The organism is Candidatus Symbiobacter mobilis CR (assembly GCF_000477435.1).
GTDB classification, from domain to species: domain Bacteria; phylum Pseudomonadota; class Gammaproteobacteria; order Burkholderiales; family Burkholderiaceae_C; genus Rhodoferax; species Rhodoferax mobilis.
The window spans coordinates 501150-519334 of sequence record NC_022576.1 but is presented as its reverse complement, the minus strand read 5'-3'; the positions used below and the strand labels follow the sequence as shown (position 1 = coordinate 519334).

The following is an 18185-nucleotide window of genomic DNA, read 5'->3' as shown; positions in this document are numbered from 1 at the left end:
CAATAAATTGTGCTAGAGTACAAAAATTCATAAGTTTTTATGGGGACAATATATGCCAACTATAAGTATATTTTACGGAATCCTTATCACCATTCTATTTGAAGACAACGAGCGGCATCACCTACCGCACTTTCATGTTCGCTATTAAAACTTCAAGGCATCGATTGCCATGGAAGATGGTCGTGTATTAGCGGGAAATTTTCCACCAAAGCAGTTGAAGCTTGTTCAAGCATGGGTGGAATTGCACCGCGACGATCTTTTTGCCGATTGGGAACTCGCCGTAAACGGTGAAGAGCCTTTCCGGATTGCTCCGCTGCAATAAGTGGATGTTGAAATGAATGATCTTCTTGATGTGCTGAGTGTTCAGGCTTTGCCAGGCTATAAACTGATGCTGAAATTCGAGAATGGGGAAAGTCGTCTTTTTGATATGTCGCCATTGATTGATAAAAGGCCATTTAGCCGACTGAAGGTTTCTAATGCTTTCTTTGGCGCACATGTCGATTACGGCACGGTTGTTTGGCCAGGAAATATCGACATCGCCCCGGAGACTCTTTACGACCGCTCGGTTCTGCTGGGTGATTGAGCGTGCCCAAACAACCATCCCATCGGGCATCTACTGTGACATAGTGTCTGACAGAAAAAGGGAAAACCATGCAAAATCAACAGGGTACGCTACGTTTGGGGGGTTGAAGATTGAGCCGCTTTCCTGCGATTTCCATGAGATTATGCATAAGATGCCGCATTACACACCAATTTTTTCATTTTGATATAATACTTTCATCCTATTTCAATCTTCATTAAAATAATTGGGGGCTACATGCGCTCTGTCATCAATCCTCAGATGAAATTAGGCGAAGATCCTATCGCTAACATTCAGCTTGATCTGCGTTCTCGCGATGATATCCCCAAATTGCTGCTAGGACTTCAGTACATCTACACAACACCAGACGTACGCAAAGAAGTTTTCTCTATCCTCTCAGAAATTCTCCCGGTCCTCCATTCTGGTGAAAAGGTACAAGCGCATATGGGTCGCCCAGGTATGTCGCAGTGGCAAATTCTTGTCATCGGTGTGGTTCGATTGGGTCTGAATATCGACTACGACCGATTGCAAGAGCTTGTGAATCAACATCGTACATTGCGACAAATGCTTGGGCATACTGACTGGTATGATGAGACAAAATACAACGTGCAAACCCTGAAAGATAATTTGAGGTTATTTACCCCAGAGATTCTTGATCGAATAAATCAAGTTGTGGTCAAAACCGGCCATACGCTAGTAAAAAAAAGCCCGGACGACGTTCTACACGGTCGTTGTGATTCCTTTGTAGTTGAAACAGATGTACATTTTCCAACCGATTTGAATCTTCTTTTTGATGCTATACAAAAGATCATTGCATGGAGTGCAAAATTGGCGGAAAAACATAAATTGTCTGGCTGGCGTCAGCATGAACACTCTTATCGCCAATTCAAAAAGCAGTATCGCCATATTCAGCGGCTTCGGCGCTCTCATTCCCAAAATGAAGCCAAACGTGCAGCAAAGGAAGCTGCCATCCACGAAGCATGCGAGGAATATCTCAAGCAGGCCAAAGAGCTGTTCGAGCGTGCCACCCAAACAAGGCAGGAAGTCGTCTTGGCTACATCGCAGATCGGCGCACGGGAGCAAGGGTTGGTATCGAAGCTGCAGGTCTTCATAGGGCATGCAGAAAAGTTATCAGATCAGATTCGCCGTAGGGTGATCAACGGGGAACGCATTCCGCATTCGGAAAAGATATTCTCGCTGTTTGAACCGCATACGGAATGGATAAGCAAAGGCAAGGCTGGTGTGCCAGTGGAATTGGGAGTCAAGGTTTGTATTCTGGAAGATCAATATCGTTTTATTTTGCATCACCACGTTATGGAAAAGCAAGAAGATAACGAAGTTGCTATACTAATGGTTGAAGCTGCAAAAGAACGATTCCCGACTTTGAATGCCGTGAGTTTTGATAAAGGCTTTCACAGCCAAGAGAATCAGAAGAAATTGGCAACATTATTAGGCTGTGCTGCTTTGCCAAAGAAAGGGCGCTGTTCCCAAGTGGAGAAAGAACGAGAATCGAGCGAGACATTTGTGAAACTACGGAAAGCGCATTCTGCTGTAGAGTCGGCTATCAATGGATTAGAACACTTTGGTTTGGATATGTGCCCCGATGAGGGAATAAAAGGATTCAAACGCTATGTTTCGTTGTCAGTCTTGGCACGGAATTTTTACCGAATTGGAATGGTGGTTCGTCAGCAATGGATTGATGCCAAGCGAAAAACGCCATCGCCCATCCGTCGTGCGGCTTGATGCCGCTCGACGGTCTTTTTCAAGGGATGCATGAGTGGTTGCAGAGGATAGCTTTCCCTTCATTCACCAATAATCAAATTTTTTGGGTAGGAAACATGGTTTTTGTCAGAATTCGACCGCAAAAAAATTTGTAATCCGGTCTCAATTCCGGATCACATCCCGAAAGTATCGGGTACACGCATCAAAAATCCGACTTTTCTGTCAGACACGACATAGGGGGATTCTGTCGAGCCAACCACGCGGTGCCGACCGCGCGCTGCGCCTGGTGGCAGATTACGCCATGCCGAATGTTGCCGACAAGGTGGTGCGGATCATCCACAGCTATACAGACTATGTGAACCGCGTGGTTTGGAAGCGGTATTAGGGCGACTAGGTGGCCAGGAGCAAGGAACGATGCGGCTCGCGCTGATTGCAGATACCTTTCCACCATTGCGCACTTCGGGCGCAGTGCAGCTTCGCGATTTGTCGCGGGAGTTCGTGCGCCAAGGCCATGCGCTGACGGTTCTGCTCCCCACCCCGGGGCTGGAAACGCTCTGGCGGATCGATGACTACGAAGGCGCGGAGGTATTGCGCCTGCGCGCCCCGCAAACCAAGGACATCGGTTACGTACGCCGCACGCTGGGCGAAGGTTGGATGCCGTTTGCCATGCTCCGCAACCTGCGCGCCAGCCCTTTGTCCGCCCAACGGTGGGATGGCGTCGTCTGGTATTCCCCTTCCATCTTCCATGGGCCTTTGGCCGGGGCGCTGAAGAAATCTTCCCAATGCAAAGGGTATTTGATCGTTCGGGACATCTTCCCCGAATGGGCTGTGGATATGCAATTGATGCCACGCGGCATTCCTTACCGTAAAGTGGACCCCGAATTCAAGACAAAAATTTAAGATGTTCTTCAATCCAGGGGATCCAGAATCATGAGTGAAACGAAGAAGCGCAAAGTCCACACCGCAGAGTACAAAGCGAAGGTGGGGTTGGAAGCCTTGCGCAGTGGCAAGACCATCAACCAGATTGGTCAGGAATTTGATGTCCACCCGGTGCAGGTTTGCCAGTGGAAGAAAGCCATCCAAGAGCAGGCCAAGACACTGTTCGAAGGCAAACGCGGCCCCAAGCCGCTGGATGCGCAAAGCGAACCGGATCGCCTGTATAGCGAGATCGGGCGTCTCAAGATGGAACTCGACTGGCTCAAAAAAAAGTCCGGGATGAGCCTGTCATGAAACGCCAAGACTGGATTGACATGAATGACGACCTGGCGGTCACCCGCCAGTGTGATCTTGTAGGCGTTTCCCGTGCGACGGCCTACGCCCAGCAGCAGCCCAAGGTTGTCGACGAAGACGACCAGAAGCTCAGCCGCCTGATTGATGAGGAGTACACCCGACATCCGTTTTACGGGAGCAGGCGCATGGCGGTCATGATGAGCAAGGCCATGGGTTGCGGTGTCAACCGCAAGCGCATCCAACGCCTGATGCGTCAGATGGGCCTGCAGGGGATGGCGCCAAGCCCCCACAGCAGTAAGGCACACCCGCAGCATCCGGTGTACCCCTATCTGCTGCGCGGTGTGGAGGTCACCCGGCCCAACCAGGTCTGGAGCACCGACATCACCTACATCCGCCTGGCCAAAGGCTTCGTGTACTTGGTGGCGGTGATGGACTGGTACAGCCGCAAGGTGTTGAGCTGGCGCATCAGCAACAGCATGGATGCCAGCTTCTGTATGGACTGCTTGGAAGAGGCGCTGCGCAACTTTGGTAAGCCCGAGATATTCAACAGCGACCAAGGCTCGCAGTTCACCAGTGCGGACTTCACCGGCGTACTTGAGCGAGAAAAGATCGCCATCAGCATGGACGGGCGAGGCCGTGCGTTTGACAACATCTTTGTCGAGCGGTTGTGGCGCAACGTCAAGTACGAGGACATCTACCTCAAGGGCTATGCGACGGTGGACGAGTTGCTGCTGGGACTGAGCGACTACTTCGTGCTATACAACAGCGAGCGGCCACATCAGTCATTGCAATACGAAACGCCAGATGCGGTCTATGCGAACGCTAGCGGCGGCGGCGCGTTGATCATCGACAAATACGCAGATCAGGCCAGCAACGAAAAACCAGACAACCCGAGTACGCAGGCCCGCGCCATGGCACTTGCTGGATAAGCAGGGGGTCGCTGTGGGGATGTGGACAAGCTTGCAAAACGCCCAGCTTGCCCACATCCCCACAGCTCTCACCCGTGCTTACCCACAAGGGTTTGCCTTCGGCCTGACGCGCTTCGCTTGCCAACAGCCATGGGAGAGGAAAGAAAAGGAGACCAAAGACCAAGACAAAAACCGGGGCAACGCCGTGCAGTTGTGTGTGTCAACAGCTACAGCTTAAATCAACCGAAAAATTGTCTTGACATTCGGGTCCACTTTACCGCATATTCAGCGCAATCGCAAAATATCAATATTCCGTTGCAGACATCATTGGCGTGCAATCCCCCGGCAACCTTGGCTATTTTTCCAAGCAGACAAGCGCCGGGAAGAAGATAGAGGTTTTGCAAAATTGGCTGGGCACGGTGGGAAAGAAAGCCTGCTCTATCTGCCTGCAAGATACCCACCTTGCAGGGAGAAAGGTTTTTGTTTATGCGGGGAATATGGGCGTTGCGCAAGGCATGGATATTTTCATCGACCTTGCAGAACGCTTGCAGCCACGCAAGGATGTGGGGTTTCTTTTTGTGGGCCGTGGTAGCGAAGCCAGGCGATTGCAAAAAGAAACCGTGCGCAGGCGGCTCAACAATGTGTTGTTTCAAGACGAAATCGAACCGGATGAAATCCCCGCACTGTATGCCCAATGCTGCGCTGGCATTGTTGCGCTCGACCCCAAACACAAAACCCACAATATCCCGGGGAAGTTTTTGACCTACATGCAAAGCGGGTTACCCGTGTTGGCCAACGTCAACCATGGCAATGACTTGGTTACTTTGATCCGAAAAGAAGACATCGGCAAAGTCTGTGAAACCCATTCCGTGGATATGCTGGAAACCCTGGCATTGGCATTGCTGGACAAACTCGATCAAGATACTGAATGCGCCGAATTACAAAACCGCTGTAGAAAGCTGTTCGAGAAGGAATTCGCCGTGGAACGCGCAGTCCGCCAGATTGTGTTGGCATTGGGGGGGTGAGGGAACCTGGTCCATGACATTGCACAAACGCCCTAAATCAGGAAAGTCATGGCAGTTGTCCACCACCCCTACCCTCGTGGATGGTGCCGGGCATGCAGATCATGCAGGCGTTGGCGGGCGACGTGGGTGTAGATCGTCGTGGTGGAGACATTGGCATGCCCCAGCAGGAGTTGGACGGATCGCAAATCGGCACCGTGATCCAGCAGGTGCGTGGCGAAGGCGTGGCGCAGCGTGTGGGGGGAAAGCTGTTGGGTGATGCCCGCCGCAACGGCATATTGGCGGACGAGCATCCAGAACATCATCCGGCTCATCGCCGTCCCCGGTGTGCTGCCCCGGTGGGTGACGAACAGATCGACCGAGGCCTTGCCCGCCAACAGTTCGGGACGTGCATGCGCCATATAGCGTTCCAGCCACAGCCCGGCGATCTCGCCAAACGGAACGATCCGCTCCCGGCTGCCTTTGCCCACCACACGCAGCACCAGTTCGGTCATCGAGACCTGGTGGCATTGCAGGGTGACAAGCTCGGTCACGCGCAACCCGCAGGCGTACATCAGCTCCAGCATCGTGCGGTCCCGCACGCCTTGCGCGGTGTGGACATCCGGCGCGGCCAACAGAGCTTCGACCTGGCGCTCGGTCAGGCTGTCCGGCACGCGCAACGGTTGGCGGGCGGAAAGCAGCGTGAGCGTGGGGTCCTGGGCAATGCGGTGTTCGCGTAGCGCCCAGCGGTAGAACCGCTTGCAGACCGTCAGGCGCCGGTTCGCCGTCGTCGCCTTGGTGCGCGCGTGGTGTGCTGCAAAAAACCCTAGCAGATCGTCAGCGTCGGCCTGGAGCAGCGTCTTACCGTGGCCATGCAGCCAGCGTCCCAGCGTGCGCAAATCTTGGCGATAGGCAGAAAGCGTGAGCGCCGCCAACCCTTCTTCCATCCACAGCGTGTCGAGGAACGGGTCGATCGACGCATCCGATTGCAGATCGACGACAGGGTCGGGCTGGTCGGTCAAGGGGTGTCCCCGGCGGGTTCCGTCCAATGGCGGGCGATGTACACGCCTTGCCCGAGCAGAAACACCAGCGGGAATACATAGCCCCAGAGCTTGAAATACATCCAGGTTTCGGTGCTGTAGAGCAGGACGACGTAGGCATTGATCGCTGACATGAAGACGCAATAACCCACCCATGCGTGCTGCAGGCGCATCCATACGAAATCCGGCAGATCGAGCTGGCTACCCAGAATCATTTTGAGCACATTCTTGCGCCACACCCACGCCGCAGCGCCCAAGGCAATGCCCATTGCGGCGTACAGCACCGTGGGTTTCCATTTGATGAAGCGCTCGTCATGCAGCAGCAGGGTCAGTGACCCAAACAGCAGAATCAGCCCGAGGGTGAGCTGGTGAATGGCCTGCAATTTGCGATCCATCGCCCACACCACTCCCATCTGCACAACCGTAGCCGCCATCAACACCGCCGTGGCCATGTAAATGTCATACAGCTTGTAAGCGCCAAAAAACAGCACGATGGGCAAAAAGTCAAGAAGGGTGCGCATGGGAACGGGAAATAGAGAATGTGGGAGAGAGAAAGCAGAATTGTTGCCGAGTTGCGGGCGCAGGGGAATGGGGTAACAGCGCTGGATGGAATCCGTAAACTGCCCTCCTTTTCTTCTTCCTATTCGATGCCACCCCTGCGCAATCCCATTCGTGAACTGCCCGATTTGCTCATCAGCCAGATTGCTGCGGGCGAGGTGGTGGAGCGCCCTGCCTGCGTGGTACGCGAGTTGCTGGACAACGCCATCGATGCCGGGGCTACGCAGATCGACGTGCGGCTGGCCGCTGGCGGGGTGCGGCGCATCATCGTCGAAGACGATGGCTGCGGCATTCCCCAAGAGGAACTGCCCCTGGCGTTCCGACGGCATGCGACGAGCAAGATCGCCAGTTTGTCCGACCTGGAGTCTGTAGGGACGCTGGGCTTTCGGGGGGAGGCCTTGGCTGCGGTTTCTTCCATCGCGCAGTGTTTGATCACCTCCCGCGCAGTGGGGCAGAGCATGGCCTACGTGCTCGACGCCGCGACCGGGGTACTCCAACCCGCAGCGCGAGCGCAGGGGACGACCATCGATGTGCAGGAGCTGTTTTTTTCGACCCCGGCGCGGCGCAAGTTCCTCAAATCCACGGCGACGGAGCTGGCCCACTGCATCGAATCGCTGCGCCGCCACGCGCTGGCGCACCCGGAAGTGGGCTTTGCCCTCTGGCACGACGGCAAGCTCGTCGAACAATTCCCACGCCTGGGGGAGGGAACCCACGCCGATTTGCCGGCTTTTGAAGAGCGCATCGCCCACGTGCTGGGTGCCGAATTCGTGGAACAGTCGGTGTGGATCGACCCCCCAGCCAACGCCGTGCCTGGGGTGCGTGTGTGGGGGCGCGCCGGGCTGGAAGATGCCGGGCGTGCCCGCTCGGATCGGCAGTACTGTTACGTCAATGGCCGCTATGTGCGTGACCGCGTCATTGCCCACGCCTTGCGTAGCGCATACCAAGACGTCCTACATGAACAACGCAAGCCGGTACACACACTGTATGTAGAGATCGACCCCCAGCGGGTCGACTTCAATGTGCATCCCACCAAAATTGAAGTGCGGTTTCGGGAGGGGCAGGCGGTGTACGGCGCAGTGCGCCACGCTGTGGAAGACGCCTTGCGCTGCGCCCATCCCACTGCCCGCGCAGCAACCGTGGTGGCCATGCACCGTGGCCTTGATACGCCACTGCCCCCCAACTCCGCGCCTGCACAGCCCACACCGCCTTCAGCGCCCATGCAGCGGCGCGTGGTCTACGACACGCAACAGCACTTCGACGCTGTGGGCATCGCGCACGGCGTCGAAGCGCTGCAAAAGCTCTGGAGCCCGGCGCCCTCCCCTGCTGCGGTAGGCAGCCCACAGCAAAGCGACAGTGGCCAATCAGATATGGGCGAACAGCCATCGACCACCCAGCCGCTAGGTTTTGCGCTGGCCCAGTTGCATGGGGTGTACATCCTGGCGCAAAACACGCTGGGCTTGGTGATCGTTGACATGCACGCCGCGCACGAGCGCATCGTGTACGAGCAGCTCAAACAACAATGGGGCGCACTGCGTGTGGATGGCACGCAAACGGATGCCTGCCCCCGCCTGCCGGTGCAGCGGCTGCTGATTCCGGCCAGTTTTGCTGCCAGCCCCATCGAATTGGCAACGGCGCAGACGCACGAACATACGTTGTCTGCGCTGGGGATGGAAGTGGGACAGATCTCCGCCCGCTCGTTGGCGATTCGCGCCGTGCCGAGCGCGTTGGCCCAAGGGGATGTCGTTGCGCTGGCCCGCGACGTGCTGGCCGACCTGGCCGAGTTCGACGCGAGTACCGCCTTGGAACGCGGTCACCAACGGCTGCTGGCGACGATGGCCTGCCACGGCGCCGTGCGTGCACACCGCAACCTTGGCATCGACGAAATGAATGCGCTATTGCGAACGATGGAACAAACCGACCGCGCCCACGTCTGCAACCACGGCAGGCCAACGTGGAAACAGCTCACCATGCAAGACCTCGATGCGATGCTGCTGCGTGGGCGGTAGGGGGGTATCTGTGTTTTGCCTATCCGCCCGTCGAGTCCACAGGATTTGGCTCAGGCTCAGGGCTGTCGCCAAAAAAATGGGCTTCCATCTGCCGGGCCAAGTATTGGCGGGCACGCGGGTCGGAGAGGTTCAGGCGGTATTCGTTAATCAGCATCGTCTGGCGCCGCACCCATTGTGCATACGCTTCCTTGCTCACGTTGGCCCAGATGCGCTGCCCCAAGGGGCCGGGGTAAGGGGGGATGTCAAGCCCTTCAGCTTCGATGCCAAGCTTGACGCAATGAACAGTTCTTGCCATGGTGTATTGAGAGATACGAGAGCCTCTTGCAAAACCCCGATTCCGAGGCTGAATTTTTGCTGGTTGAGGCAAGAAAATCGGGTGCGGGCGCGCCATTTCTGGCAAGATGAAGTTCTTCAATCCGACATCGAACGCCCGCAAAATGAATAGTAATCGACGCGAACTTCTCATGCAACGCTGGAGCATTGTCCAGGAAGAGCTTTTGCCCGAACTCTGGAATGAGGTGGGGCCGTTGACACCCAAACTGGAGAAAGTGATCCATACCCTGGAGTGGGTTCGCCTTGAGGAGTATGTACGGGCATCGTGGTGCGGTCTCGGTCGCCCGCCGCACGAACGCTCGTGGCTGGCAAACGCTTTTGTCGCCAAGGTGGTATTGGGGATTACCACGACGGTGGGGTTGATCGAACGTCTGTCCGTGGATCGTTCCTTGCGCCGCATCTGTGGTTTTCCGACCCAAAAAGTGCTGCCTTCGGAAGCCACCTTCTCGCGCGCCTTCGACGAATTTGCCAAGGCCCGCTTGGCCGAGCGGGTGCATGAAGCCTTGATCCAAAAACACCTCGGCAAGGAGCTGATTGGGCACATCAGCCGGGATGGCACAGCCATCGAAGCACGCGAGCGCCCCTGTTCGGTCAAGGCAACACAAGCGCCGTCATCCGTTCCCACAACCACCCCAGCGACCGACGCTCCACCAGCATCCCAGCCAACGGCCACAGTCTGCGATACGCCGGTCGCGCCCAAGCGGCGGCGTGGGCGCCCAAAGAGTGGGGAAGAACGCCAGCAGACGGCCAAAACCTCCCCATTAGCGCGTCAGCGTATACAAACACTGGCTGAGATGATCGAGGAGATTCCCACAGCTTGTGATCGGGGTACCAAGTCCAATGCTCAAGGCTACAAGGTCAGTTGGAATGGCTACAAATTGCACCTCGACACGGCCGACTGTGGCGTGCCTATCGCTGCATTGCTGTCCTCGGCCTCGATGCACGACAGTCGTGCTGCCATCCCCTTGTCGCGGATCAGCGCCCAGCGGGTGACGAATCTCTACGATCTGATGGATGCAGCCTATTGCAGCCATGATCTCCGGGAGGACAGCCGAAACCTGGGCCATGTCCCGCTGATTGACCACAATCCGCGTGGAGGCGAGAAGATCGAGTTTTTGCCTCACGAAGCCATTCGCTACAACGAACGTACCGCTGCAGAGCGCACCAACGCTCGCCTCAAGGACGAGTTTGGCGCAAGCCACCTCATGGTCAGGGGCGCTACCAAAGTAATGAGCCACCTGATGTTCGGCGTACTGGCGTTGTGCGCCGACCAATTGATGCGATTGCGATCATGATCCCCCTTTCTCCCGCCTTGGAATCCACGGCATCCGCAGATGTCGGCTTCCGTTCGCGCTGAATCATGAAATATCGACCTTCAGGATAGATACAGGAACGATTCCACTCCGGAATCAGCCCTTTGACTCCAAAAAATCGCAATTTATAGGCGACAAATGCAGTCGGCTATTCGCTTCGGCAGGAATTTTGCAAGAGGCTCACGAGAGATGCGAATAGGAAATGCGAGAAAAGAGCGAAGCGCAGGAATGTAGCGTTTCCTCGGTATCGCCATTTCGGGTACAGGTTCGCATCGGAAAGTACCCCAGTCTGACGAGGTTTGCTCCGCATGCCCCTGGTATTCCATGGTCAAGCCGCCGTAAAATTCGCATACCATGTCTAAAGCTGATACCAAAACCAAAATCGTTGCCGACGGCTTGCGCTACAAGTCCAAGGTTTCCGGGTCTCCGTTCACCGCTGCATCGTCTTTCGGTGCTGCGACCATGTCGTGCTTCTTGTGCGGCAAGCATCGCGCGCGATCCCAAATGGTTTCCAAGAAAATTCTGGGCAAGTCGCAAGCTGTGTGCTCCCCGTCGTGCAAGGCGCTCGATGAACTCACCAAGCAATCCTCCAACTCCTCCGCAAGCGCCCCTTCCAGCGCAGCCGGTCCAGCCGGAACCCCCGGCAGCGCCCCGGCAAGTTCCTGACGCCTCTGCGGCGCCAGGTTCCTTCATCGTCTCCCCATCTTCCAACACCTCCACCCGCACTGCGGGGGAGGTGTTTGATTTTGCGCGTGCTATCTATCTATACCGTCGATTCCTCGCATGGTTTAGCGGCCGAGCTGTGTTCGCTTTCGTTGGCATCGCCTGTGTGATGATGGTGAGTTACGGGGTGTATTTGCAGCACCAAACTGGCGTGGAGCCTTGCCCGATGTGTATCGTCCAACGGTATGCGCTGCTTGCGCTGGCACTCGTCGCCGGGCTGGCTGCGCTGGTTCGTCGGCGCGTCGTGCATGGTGTGTGTGCTACCTTGTTGCTGATGTTTGCACTGTTTGGCGCGGTCGTCGCTGCACGCCAGAGCTGGATCCAGTGGTATCCGCCCCTGGAAGGTAGTTGCGGGCGGGACTGGTACAGCCAGATCACCAATCTCCCCTTGGGGAAGGCCTTGCCGATGTTCTTTGATGCCACCGGCGATTGCTCTTCTTCCGACTGGGTTTTTCTGGGTGGCACTATCGCGAATTGGACGTTCCTCTGTTTTTCGCTGTTCGCGGTGCTCTCGATACGGGAACTGTTCGCATTACGACAGTCTGTACCTGCGGCATCCCCCGCGTCTCCATCATGCCCCTCTCCGTGACGGCTGATAGTCCCACAAGTAGCCGACCGGTGAATAGCCGATGAGTGCGCGCGTGCGATGGGCCCTCGTAGCCCTGTTATTGGTTCTGCTCACTGTCAGCATAGGACGTGCGCTTTGGGATCGTGTACGTCGGCAAGAGGCCGGGGTGCGCCAGCACGCCGCATTGCAATCCGCAGTCACAGTCGACCTCGCTGCCGGGGATGTGGTGCAGGCTACGTCCATAGACCTCGCACAAATCGTCTTCGCTTCCGGCCCTGTCGAAGCGCAACGCACCGCGCTCATCAAGGCACGCATCCCCGGCGAGGTTGTTACTTTGCGGCTGCGTGAGGGCGACCCCGTTCGCACTGGGCAGGTTGTCGCGGAAATCGATGCGATGGAAGCACGGTTGCGTCACCAGCAGGCACTAGAGACGGTTCGTGCTGCGCAAGCGCAAGTGGACATCGCCTTGCGTACCGACCGCAACAACCAGGCGCTGCGTGCCAGCGGTTTTTTGTCGCCCACCGCGTTCGATCATGCCCGCTCGGCCTTGGATGCCGCGCAGGCCAACTTGGCGCAGGCCAAGGCGGCTGCAGGCGTGGCAGCCAAGTCATTGGCCGATGCGACGCTGCGTTCCCCCATTACAGGGTACGTTGCCCACAAATATGTAGAGCAGGGAGAACGCGTCGGAGTTGAAGCCCGGCTGCTCGATATCGTCGACATCACGAGCATGGAATGGCAGGTGTCGCTCAGCCCTGCGGAAGCTGCTCCGGTTCGCGTTGGGCAATCCGCGACTTTGCGTGTCGATGGCATCCCCACAGCATTGCATGCCCGCGTCGCCCGCATCAGCCCTGCGACGAGCGCACGCGCTGTGCCCGTGACCCTCGTGCTCGAAGCTGGCTACCCCCCACTGCGCCATGGATTGTTTGCGCGGGGCAGCGTGCAGACGGGGTCAGTGCGCACGCTGGCTGTTCCCCTCAGCGCGGTTCGTACAGACAAGGCTTCCCCTTACGTGCAACGGATCGTGGAAGGGAAGGTACAACACCAGACCGTGCGCACTGGTGCTCGCGGCGACTACGACGGGCAAACCTGGGTCGCCATCGAAGGGTTGGCCCAAGGGGCATCCCTGGTAGACGGCACCGTCGGCACCCTGCGGCCCGGCACCAGCGTGCGCATCCGGCCCTGACTGCGCCATGTGGTTTACCCGCGTCAGCCTGGCCAACCCCGTCCTGGCCACCATGGTCATGCTTGCACTGGTAGTGCTGGGGTTGTTTTCGCTGCAACGCTTGCAGGTCGATCAGTTCCCCAACGTCGATTTCCCCGTGGTAGTCGTCACCACCGAGTACCCCGGAGCGTCTGCGGAAATCGTCGAATCCGAAGTCAGCAAAAAGATCGAGGAAGGGGTCAATGCGATTGCGGGGATCCAAGCGCTGACCTCGAACTCCTACGAGAACCAGTCCGTCGTCGTCATCGAATTCGGCCTGCACATCGATGGGCGCAAGGCTGCTGACGACGTGCGGGAAAAAGTGGCCACGCTGCGCGCATCCTTGCGCGACGAGGTCAAGGAACCCCGCGTGCTGCGGTTCGATCCAGCCAGCCGCCCGATCTGGTCCGTCGCCGTCTCGCCCAAGGAGGGATCGGCTTGGTCTCCCGTCGAATTGACGGTGTGGGCCGAACAGACGCTCAAAAAGCGCCTCGAAAACGTACGGGGCGTTGGTGCGGTGACGCTCGTCGGCGGAACGTGGCGGGAAATCGGTATCCACCTCGACCCCCTTGCGATGGAGGCGTACCACGTCACCGCAGACATGGTCGTTGCCGCCCTGAGCCAGGAAAACCAGGACATCCCCGTCGGCGCGATCCGTTCGACCAAGCAGGATCGGCTGATCCAGATTGCCGGGCGCATCAACCGCCCCGAAGACTTTTCGCGGCTGATCATTGCCAGCAATCAGGGCACGACGGTGCGCCTGGGCCAGGTCGCCACGGTCGTCGATGGCGCCAGCGAGGTTGACAGTCTGGCGCTCTACAACGGCCAACGCACTCTGCTGCTGGAAGTGCAAAAGTCGCAGGACGAAAACACGATCCAGGTCGTGGACGGGCTGTACCGCACTATCGAGACGCTGCGCGCCGAACTGCCGGAAGGCGTGGAACTCACCCCCATCACCGACGGTGCGCGGCAGATTCGTGTGGCCGTCTCCAACGTGCGGCAGACGCTGTTCGAAGGGGCAATGCTGACCATTCTGATCGTCTTCCTGTTTCTGAATTCGTGGCGGTCCACGGTCATCACAGGGCTGACGCTGCCCATCGCGCTGATCGGAACGTTCTATGTGATGCACCTGCTCGGGTTCACCATCAACATGATCACGATGATGGCGCTGAGCCTATGCGTGGGCCTGCTCATCGACGATGCCATCGTCGTGCGGGAAAACATCGTCCGCCACGTGCGAATGGGCAAGGATGCGTTTTCAGCGTCAATGGACGGCACGCAGGAAATCGGCTTGGCAGTGCTGGCCACCACGCTGTCCATCGTCGCCGTGTTCCTACCTATCGGGTTCATGGGCGGGATCATCGGCAAGTTTTTCCATGAGTTCGGCATCACCATCGTTGCTGCGGTGCTGATTTCGATGTTCGTCAGCTTCACGCTCGACCCCATGCTCTCCAGCATCTGGCATGACCCCCTGCTCGAAGAACCAGGCACGACGCAACGCACGCTGTATGACCGAACGATTGGGCGCGTCACCGGCTGGTTCGACCATGCGACGGAAACGATCGCGCAGGAATACCAGGCTTTGCTGCGCAAAGCGTTGCATCACAAGGCCATCACGGTGTTGCTGGCCATCGGGGTCTTTGTGGCCAGCGTGGCATTGCTTCCACTGCTAGGCACCGAGTTCGTTCCCAAGTCGGATTTTTCGGAAATCACGCTCTCTTTCCATACCCCTGTCGGGTCTGCGCTCGAAGTGACTGAAGCTAAGGCCCGCGCTGTCGACGACATGCTGCGTGCCATGCCCGAGGTGCGCTACACGCTGACGACGATCAACGTCGGTTCCGCGCAAGGCAAGAACTACGCCAACACCTACGTGCGGCTACACGACCGCAAGCATCGCACGCGCAGCGTCGAAGCCATGTCTATCCTGCTGCGCGAGCGGCTGCGGCAGGTTGCCGGGGTCACCGTGACGCACGTTGGTTTGCGGGACCCCGTAGGCGGGCAAAAACAAATCATGTTTTCGATCCTGGGGTCTGACCAGGGAGAACTCGCCCGCCTGAACGCACTTGCTCTCGAAAAAGTGCGGGCCATTCCCGGGCTGGTCGATATCGACTCGAGCCTTGAAAACGACAAGCCCACCCTGGACATCGACCTCGACCGCGATTTGGCCGCCGACCTGGGCCTAACGATTGGACAGGTGGGTTCAGCGCTGCGCACCCAAGTGGCCGGCGTGACGGTAGGCAATTGGCGCGCGCCGGATGACCAGACTTACGACGTCGTCGTCCGCCTTCCCCCCGCCCTACGCGTACGGCCAGCAGATGTGGAGCGGCTCCCCCTGGCGAATGTCGCCTTGGCTGACGGGAGCGTGCAGATGGTACGGCTCAACCAGGTGGCCCATGTTCGCGAGTCGACGGGGTCGAACCGCATCAACCGCCGGGATTTGACGCGCGAGGTATCGATCACCGGCAATGTGTCGGGCCGTTCGGCCGGGGAAGTGTCCGAAGACATCCGCAAGGCCATGGACAGCATGGCCTTGCCACCGGGGTACAGCTACAAGTTCAGCGGTTCGGTCAAAGACATGGCGGAAGCCTTTGGCTACGCGCTGTCTGCGCTGGTACTGGCAGTGATCTTCATTTACATGATCTTGGCCAGCCAATTCCACAGCTTTTTGCAGCCGTTGGCGCTAATGACGTCGCTACCGCTGACGCTGATCGGCGTCGTGCTCGCGCTGATGTTGTTCCATTCGACCCTGTCGCTGTTTTCGGTGATCGGGATCGTAATGCTGATGGGCCTGGTGACCAAAAACGCCATCTTGCTGGTGGACTTTGCGATTCGCGCACAAGCTGATGGGATGGAACGCAACGAAGCCCTGCTGCTTGCCGCCCGCGTGCGGCTGCGCCCTATTCTGATGACGACGCTGGCGATGGTGTTCGGCATGCTGCCCTTGGCGCTGGCGCTGTCCGAAGGATCGGAAATGCGCGCCCCGATGGGACAAGCCGTCATCGGCGGGGTCATCACCTCGTCGCTGCTCACCCTTGTCGTCGTCCCCGTCGTCTACTGCCTCCTCGACGACGTGGCAAAGTGGAAGAGCCGTTGGTACAAGAAACGGGGCACATAGCCACCTTGGTAGGCATCGCCCCGTGTAGGCATGGCCCCCTTGTAGGAGCGATGGAAGTCGCAATGGGCGAGAGTGGCCTAGGCTTGTAGCCTACCGAAATAGGCCCTGATAGGCCCTTACTCTTAGCGGAACTTTCTGCGCACCATCGAACGCGAGACGGCGTCCAAGTGCTTCAGCTCGGCGGGGTCGCGCGATTCGGCGCCGTAGCTTGCCATGCTAGCCATATCTCCTCCCCGGCTACGCATGATGTCCACGCTGGTACGCATGGGATCCGGCTGGCCATTGTCCTTGTTGAAACGCGGCCCGGAAAACCCTCCGCGCCCAGGGGATAGGAGAGCCAATTCCGCAGCCGTCAGGTGACTGCGCGGCTCCTGCGTACGGGGTTCCTTGTTGCGGCGTGGGATGTCCTCACGTACCTTGGTAGCGGGCTTGGGTACGCTGGAGCGCACTTTCGGTTTGGTACGCATTCCCGTTTTTGGCTGCGTAGCAGGGGCAGATTCCTTGATGATGAGGATCCCTGCAGCACCACCAGTAGCACCGGCAACGCGGGGGGGGCGTTGCGGCCTACGGGCTGGCCTTTCCAACACAGGTTGATCCGTCTGTACTGCGGCGTCGTCCTCCCGAGGCGGTGGCCCCAGGAGTTCTTCGACGACAACAGGGCAACCCAGTGCTTGCTCAATGGTCTGCAAGCTGGCCTGCTCTTCCGCGCTACGCAAAAACACAGCCGTTCCAGGGGTTTCCCCATTCTCCAAATGCGATGCACGCCACGCAAAATCGGTCAGGGAAATTGGCGTGTCGTACTGCACGACCACTGCACAGCGCCCAAGCTGGACACCGCGTGCCCAAAAATCCGTTGCGATGAGGACACGCGCCTTGCCCTCCAGCAGACTGCGTGCGGCAGCTTCGCGTGCGGCAGGGCTTTTGTGCCCGTGCGCGACGACGGCTTCGACCCCAGCGCGGCGCAAGCCAGACACCAACGCATCCGCCACATAGCGTGTGCGTGCAAACACCAGCACTGGCGACGCATATCCGGGTAGCAAGCGCAACAGCAATTCCCTTTTTCGATCACGCCCCACCGGGTGCGCACGCAGTCCACACATTGCTGGCTGCGTCGATACGTCGGAAAGATCGAGCAGCCTGGGCTCCCGAAGGCGCGATTGCGCCCATGCGCATGCCTCTTGCCCCAGCCTACCCACAAAAGCCACGACTTGCGCGGAAGCAGGCAGTGCAGCTTGCACCCGGTGCAGCGAATCCTGCCAGCCCATCTCCAGCACACGATCAAGGTCATCGACGACAACCCTCTGCACCTGCCCAAGGTCGAGGGTTCCGCGCTCTAGCGCTTCGACCGCACGGTTCCCGGTCACGACGACGACATCGGCCTGCGTGAACGCAACCTTGGCTGCTGCGGCACCCAAATCCACACAGAAGAAAGGCAACGCCGCTGATTTGGCAAGCGCAAAAAAAGCCTCTTCCACTTGCGCGGCACGATCCCGGTGGGCAACCAGTACAAGCACCCTGGGGCACAACCGTTCCTGAGGTGCAGACTGCGCAGTGGATTGCACAAGCGGCTGCGAATCCAGCACATGGAGCAGTGCTGCAGCGCAAGCGATGGTGCGTTCCGCCCCCGATGGAGCTGCGCAGAGCAGATCCGTGGATTCCCACAACGCAGGGATGAGCCGTTGCTGCAACGGCGTGCATTCGGCGTGGCCCTGGGCTTGCAGGGATTGGGCGAGGGATGGTGCCAGGGAAATTTCGTCAGATTGCATAAAAGCACACCCTATGTGCAGCAGTTCCCTGCACGACTGCCAAAGCCATCGACGCACCAGCTTGGCGCACGACAACACCCAGTCTATGCTGGGTGGCAGACGTCGGGGAAACCGTCAGGCG

At 58.1% G+C, this 18185-nt stretch carries 16 protein-coding genes and 2 pseudogenes; 13 read left to right on the top strand and 5 right to left on the bottom strand.

The annotated features are described in order from the left end of the window. The first annotated feature begins 52 nt into the window (after positions 1–52). From CENROD_RS14635 to CENROD_RS02065, 6 genes and pseudogenes are all read left to right on the top strand, one after another. Positions 53–322 (top strand): annotated as a pseudogene (locus CENROD_RS14635) (DUF4160 domain-containing protein). A gap of 12 nt (positions 323–334) precedes the next feature. Beyond that, a complete protein-coding gene (locus tag CENROD_RS12935) occupies positions 335–583 on the top strand; it encodes a DUF2442 domain-containing protein (protein ID WP_081699909.1) in 249 nt (82 codons plus the stop codon). 234 nt (positions 584–817) lie between these two features. Beyond that, on the top strand, positions 818–2323 hold the full coding sequence (locus CENROD_RS02080) for an ISNCY family transposase (protein ID WP_022771411.1): 1506 nt from the start codon (positions 818–820) through the stop codon (positions 2321–2323). Positions 2324–2543: 220 nt separating this feature from the next. After that, positions 2544–2687: pseudogene (locus tag CENROD_RS14240) on the top strand (UDP-N-acetylglucosamine 2-epimerase (non-hydrolyzing)); the annotation flags it as partial. 29 nt (positions 2688–2716) lie between these two features. Then, positions 2717–3202 (top strand): glycosyltransferase family protein, encoded by a 486-nt coding sequence (locus tag CENROD_RS02075; protein WP_022771410.1) that lies wholly within the window; start codon positions 2717–2719, stop codon positions 3200–3202. A gap of 30 nt (positions 3203–3232) precedes the next feature. Next, a protein-coding gene (locus CENROD_RS02065) for an IS3 family transposase (protein ID WP_238551782.1) occupies positions 3233–4461 on the top strand; the annotation gives its coding sequence in 2 pieces (ribosomal slippage) (positions 3233–3530 and positions 3530–4461; 1230 coding nt in all). 218 nt (positions 4462–4679) lie between these two features. On the opposite strand, the gene CENROD_RS14030 is transcribed toward CENROD_RS02065, so the two are convergent. Further along, positions 4680–4952 carry a hypothetical protein gene (locus CENROD_RS14030; RefSeq protein ID WP_202961170.1) on the bottom strand — a complete coding sequence of 91 codons (273 nt, stop codon included), beginning with the start codon at positions 4950–4952 and terminating at the stop codon, positions 4680–4682. Between the two features lie 3 nt (positions 4953–4955). Between CENROD_RS14030 and CENROD_RS02055 the strand changes: the two genes are divergently transcribed. Then, complete coding sequence (locus CENROD_RS02055; RefSeq protein ID WP_238551805.1) at positions 4956–5465, top strand: glycosyltransferase; 510 nt, start codon at positions 4956–4958, stop codon at positions 5463–5465. Positions 5466–5533: 68 nt separating this feature from the next. Here CENROD_RS02055 and xerD read toward each other — a convergent pair whose 3' ends face one another. Both xerD and CENROD_RS02045 read right to left on the bottom strand, forming a co-directional pair. Continuing rightward, positions 5534–6463: a site-specific tyrosine recombinase XerD gene (gene xerD / locus CENROD_RS02050; protein ID WP_274518150.1), complete on the bottom strand. Its 930-nt coding sequence runs from the start codon at positions 6461–6463 to the stop codon at positions 5534–5536. Next, positions 6460–7002, bottom strand: a complete 543-nt coding sequence (locus tag CENROD_RS02045; RefSeq protein WP_022771404.1) for a septation protein A — start codon at positions 7000–7002, stop codon at positions 6460–6462. Before CENROD_RS02045 ends, xerD begins: the two co-directional genes overlap by 4 nt. A gap of 126 nt (positions 7003–7128) precedes the next feature. Between CENROD_RS02045 and mutL the strand changes: the two genes are divergently transcribed. Continuing rightward, positions 7129–9045 carry a DNA mismatch repair endonuclease MutL gene (mutL, locus tag CENROD_RS02040; protein WP_041193191.1) on the top strand — a complete coding sequence of 639 codons (1917 nt, stop codon included), beginning with the start codon at positions 7129–7131 and terminating at the stop codon, positions 9043–9045. A 19-nt stretch (positions 9046–9064) separates the two neighbouring features. On the opposite strand, the gene CENROD_RS02035 is transcribed toward mutL, so the two are convergent. Further along, a complete protein-coding gene (locus CENROD_RS02035; RefSeq protein WP_022771402.1) occupies positions 9065–9340 on the bottom strand; it encodes an oxidative damage protection protein in 276 nt (91 codons plus the stop codon). A gap of 142 nt (positions 9341–9482) precedes the next feature. Here CENROD_RS02035 and CENROD_RS02030 point away from each other — a divergent pair, with 142 nt between their 5' ends. From CENROD_RS02030 to CENROD_RS02010, 5 genes are all read left to right on the top strand, one after another. Beyond that, positions 9483–10673, top strand: coding sequence for an IS1182 family transposase (locus tag CENROD_RS02030; protein WP_041193817.1), 1191 nt, complete (start codon positions 9483–9485; stop codon positions 10671–10673). 372 nt (positions 10674–11045) lie between these two features. Continuing rightward, complete coding sequence (locus CENROD_RS02025) at positions 11046–11357, top strand: hypothetical protein (RefSeq protein ID WP_022771400.1); 312 nt, start codon at positions 11046–11048, stop codon at positions 11355–11357. 136 nt (positions 11358–11493) lie between these two features. After that, on the top strand, positions 11494–12003 hold the full coding sequence (locus CENROD_RS14235) for a disulfide bond formation protein B (RefSeq protein ID WP_274518149.1): 510 nt from the start codon (positions 11494–11496) through the stop codon (positions 12001–12003). Between the two features lie 52 nt (positions 12004–12055). Beyond that, positions 12056–13165, top strand: a complete 1110-nt coding sequence (locus tag CENROD_RS02015) for an efflux RND transporter periplasmic adaptor subunit (protein WP_187292319.1) — start codon at positions 12056–12058, stop codon at positions 13163–13165. Between the two features lie 7 nt (positions 13166–13172). Beyond that, positions 13173–16298, top strand: a complete 3126-nt coding sequence (locus tag CENROD_RS02010) for an efflux RND transporter permease subunit (protein ID WP_022771397.1) — start codon at positions 13173–13175, stop codon at positions 16296–16298. A 122-nt stretch (positions 16299–16420) separates the two neighbouring features. On the opposite strand, the gene CENROD_RS02005 is transcribed toward CENROD_RS02010, so the two are convergent. Continuing rightward, positions 16421–18064, bottom strand: coding sequence for a DEAD/DEAH box helicase (locus CENROD_RS02005; protein WP_022771396.1), 1644 nt, complete (start codon positions 18062–18064; stop codon positions 16421–16423). Between the last annotated feature and the right edge of the window lie 121 nt (positions 18065–18185).

Bases quoted from the DNA above. Each gene is read 5' to 3' on its own strand.
- CENROD_RS02005 (WP_022771396.1), bottom strand. From the start codon at position 18,064: ATGCAATCTGACGAAATTTCCCTGGCACCATCCCTCGCCCAATCCCTG.
- mutL (WP_041193191.1), top strand. From the start codon at position 7,129: ATGCCACCCCTGCGCAATCCCATTCGTGAACTGCCCGATTTGCTCATC.
- CENROD_RS02030 (WP_041193817.1), top strand. From the start codon at position 9,483: ATGAATAGTAATCGACGCGAACTTCTCATGCAACGCTGGAGCATTGTC.
- CENROD_RS02045 (WP_022771404.1), bottom strand. From the start codon at position 7,002: ATGCGCACCCTTCTTGACTTTTTGCCCATCGTGCTGTTTTTTGGCGCT.
- CENROD_RS02035 (WP_022771402.1), bottom strand. From the start codon at position 9,340: ATGGCAAGAACTGTTCATTGCGTCAAGCTTGGCATCGAAGCTGAAGGG.
- CENROD_RS02075 (WP_022771410.1), top strand. From the start codon at position 2,717: ATGCGGCTCGCGCTGATTGCAGATACCTTTCCACCATTGCGCACTTCG.
- CENROD_RS02080 (WP_022771411.1), top strand. From the start codon at position 818: ATGCGCTCTGTCATCAATCCTCAGATGAAATTAGGCGAAGATCCTATC.
- CENROD_RS12935 (WP_081699909.1), top strand. From the start codon at position 335: ATGAATGATCTTCTTGATGTGCTGAGTGTTCAGGCTTTGCCAGGCTAT.
- CENROD_RS02055 (WP_238551805.1), top strand. From the start codon at position 4,956: ATGGATATTTTCATCGACCTTGCAGAACGCTTGCAGCCACGCAAGGAT.
- CENROD_RS02010 (WP_022771397.1), top strand. From the start codon at position 13,173: ATGTGGTTTACCCGCGTCAGCCTGGCCAACCCCGTCCTGGCCACCATG.
- CENROD_RS02025 (WP_022771400.1), top strand. From the start codon at position 11,046: ATGTCTAAAGCTGATACCAAAACCAAAATCGTTGCCGACGGCTTGCGC.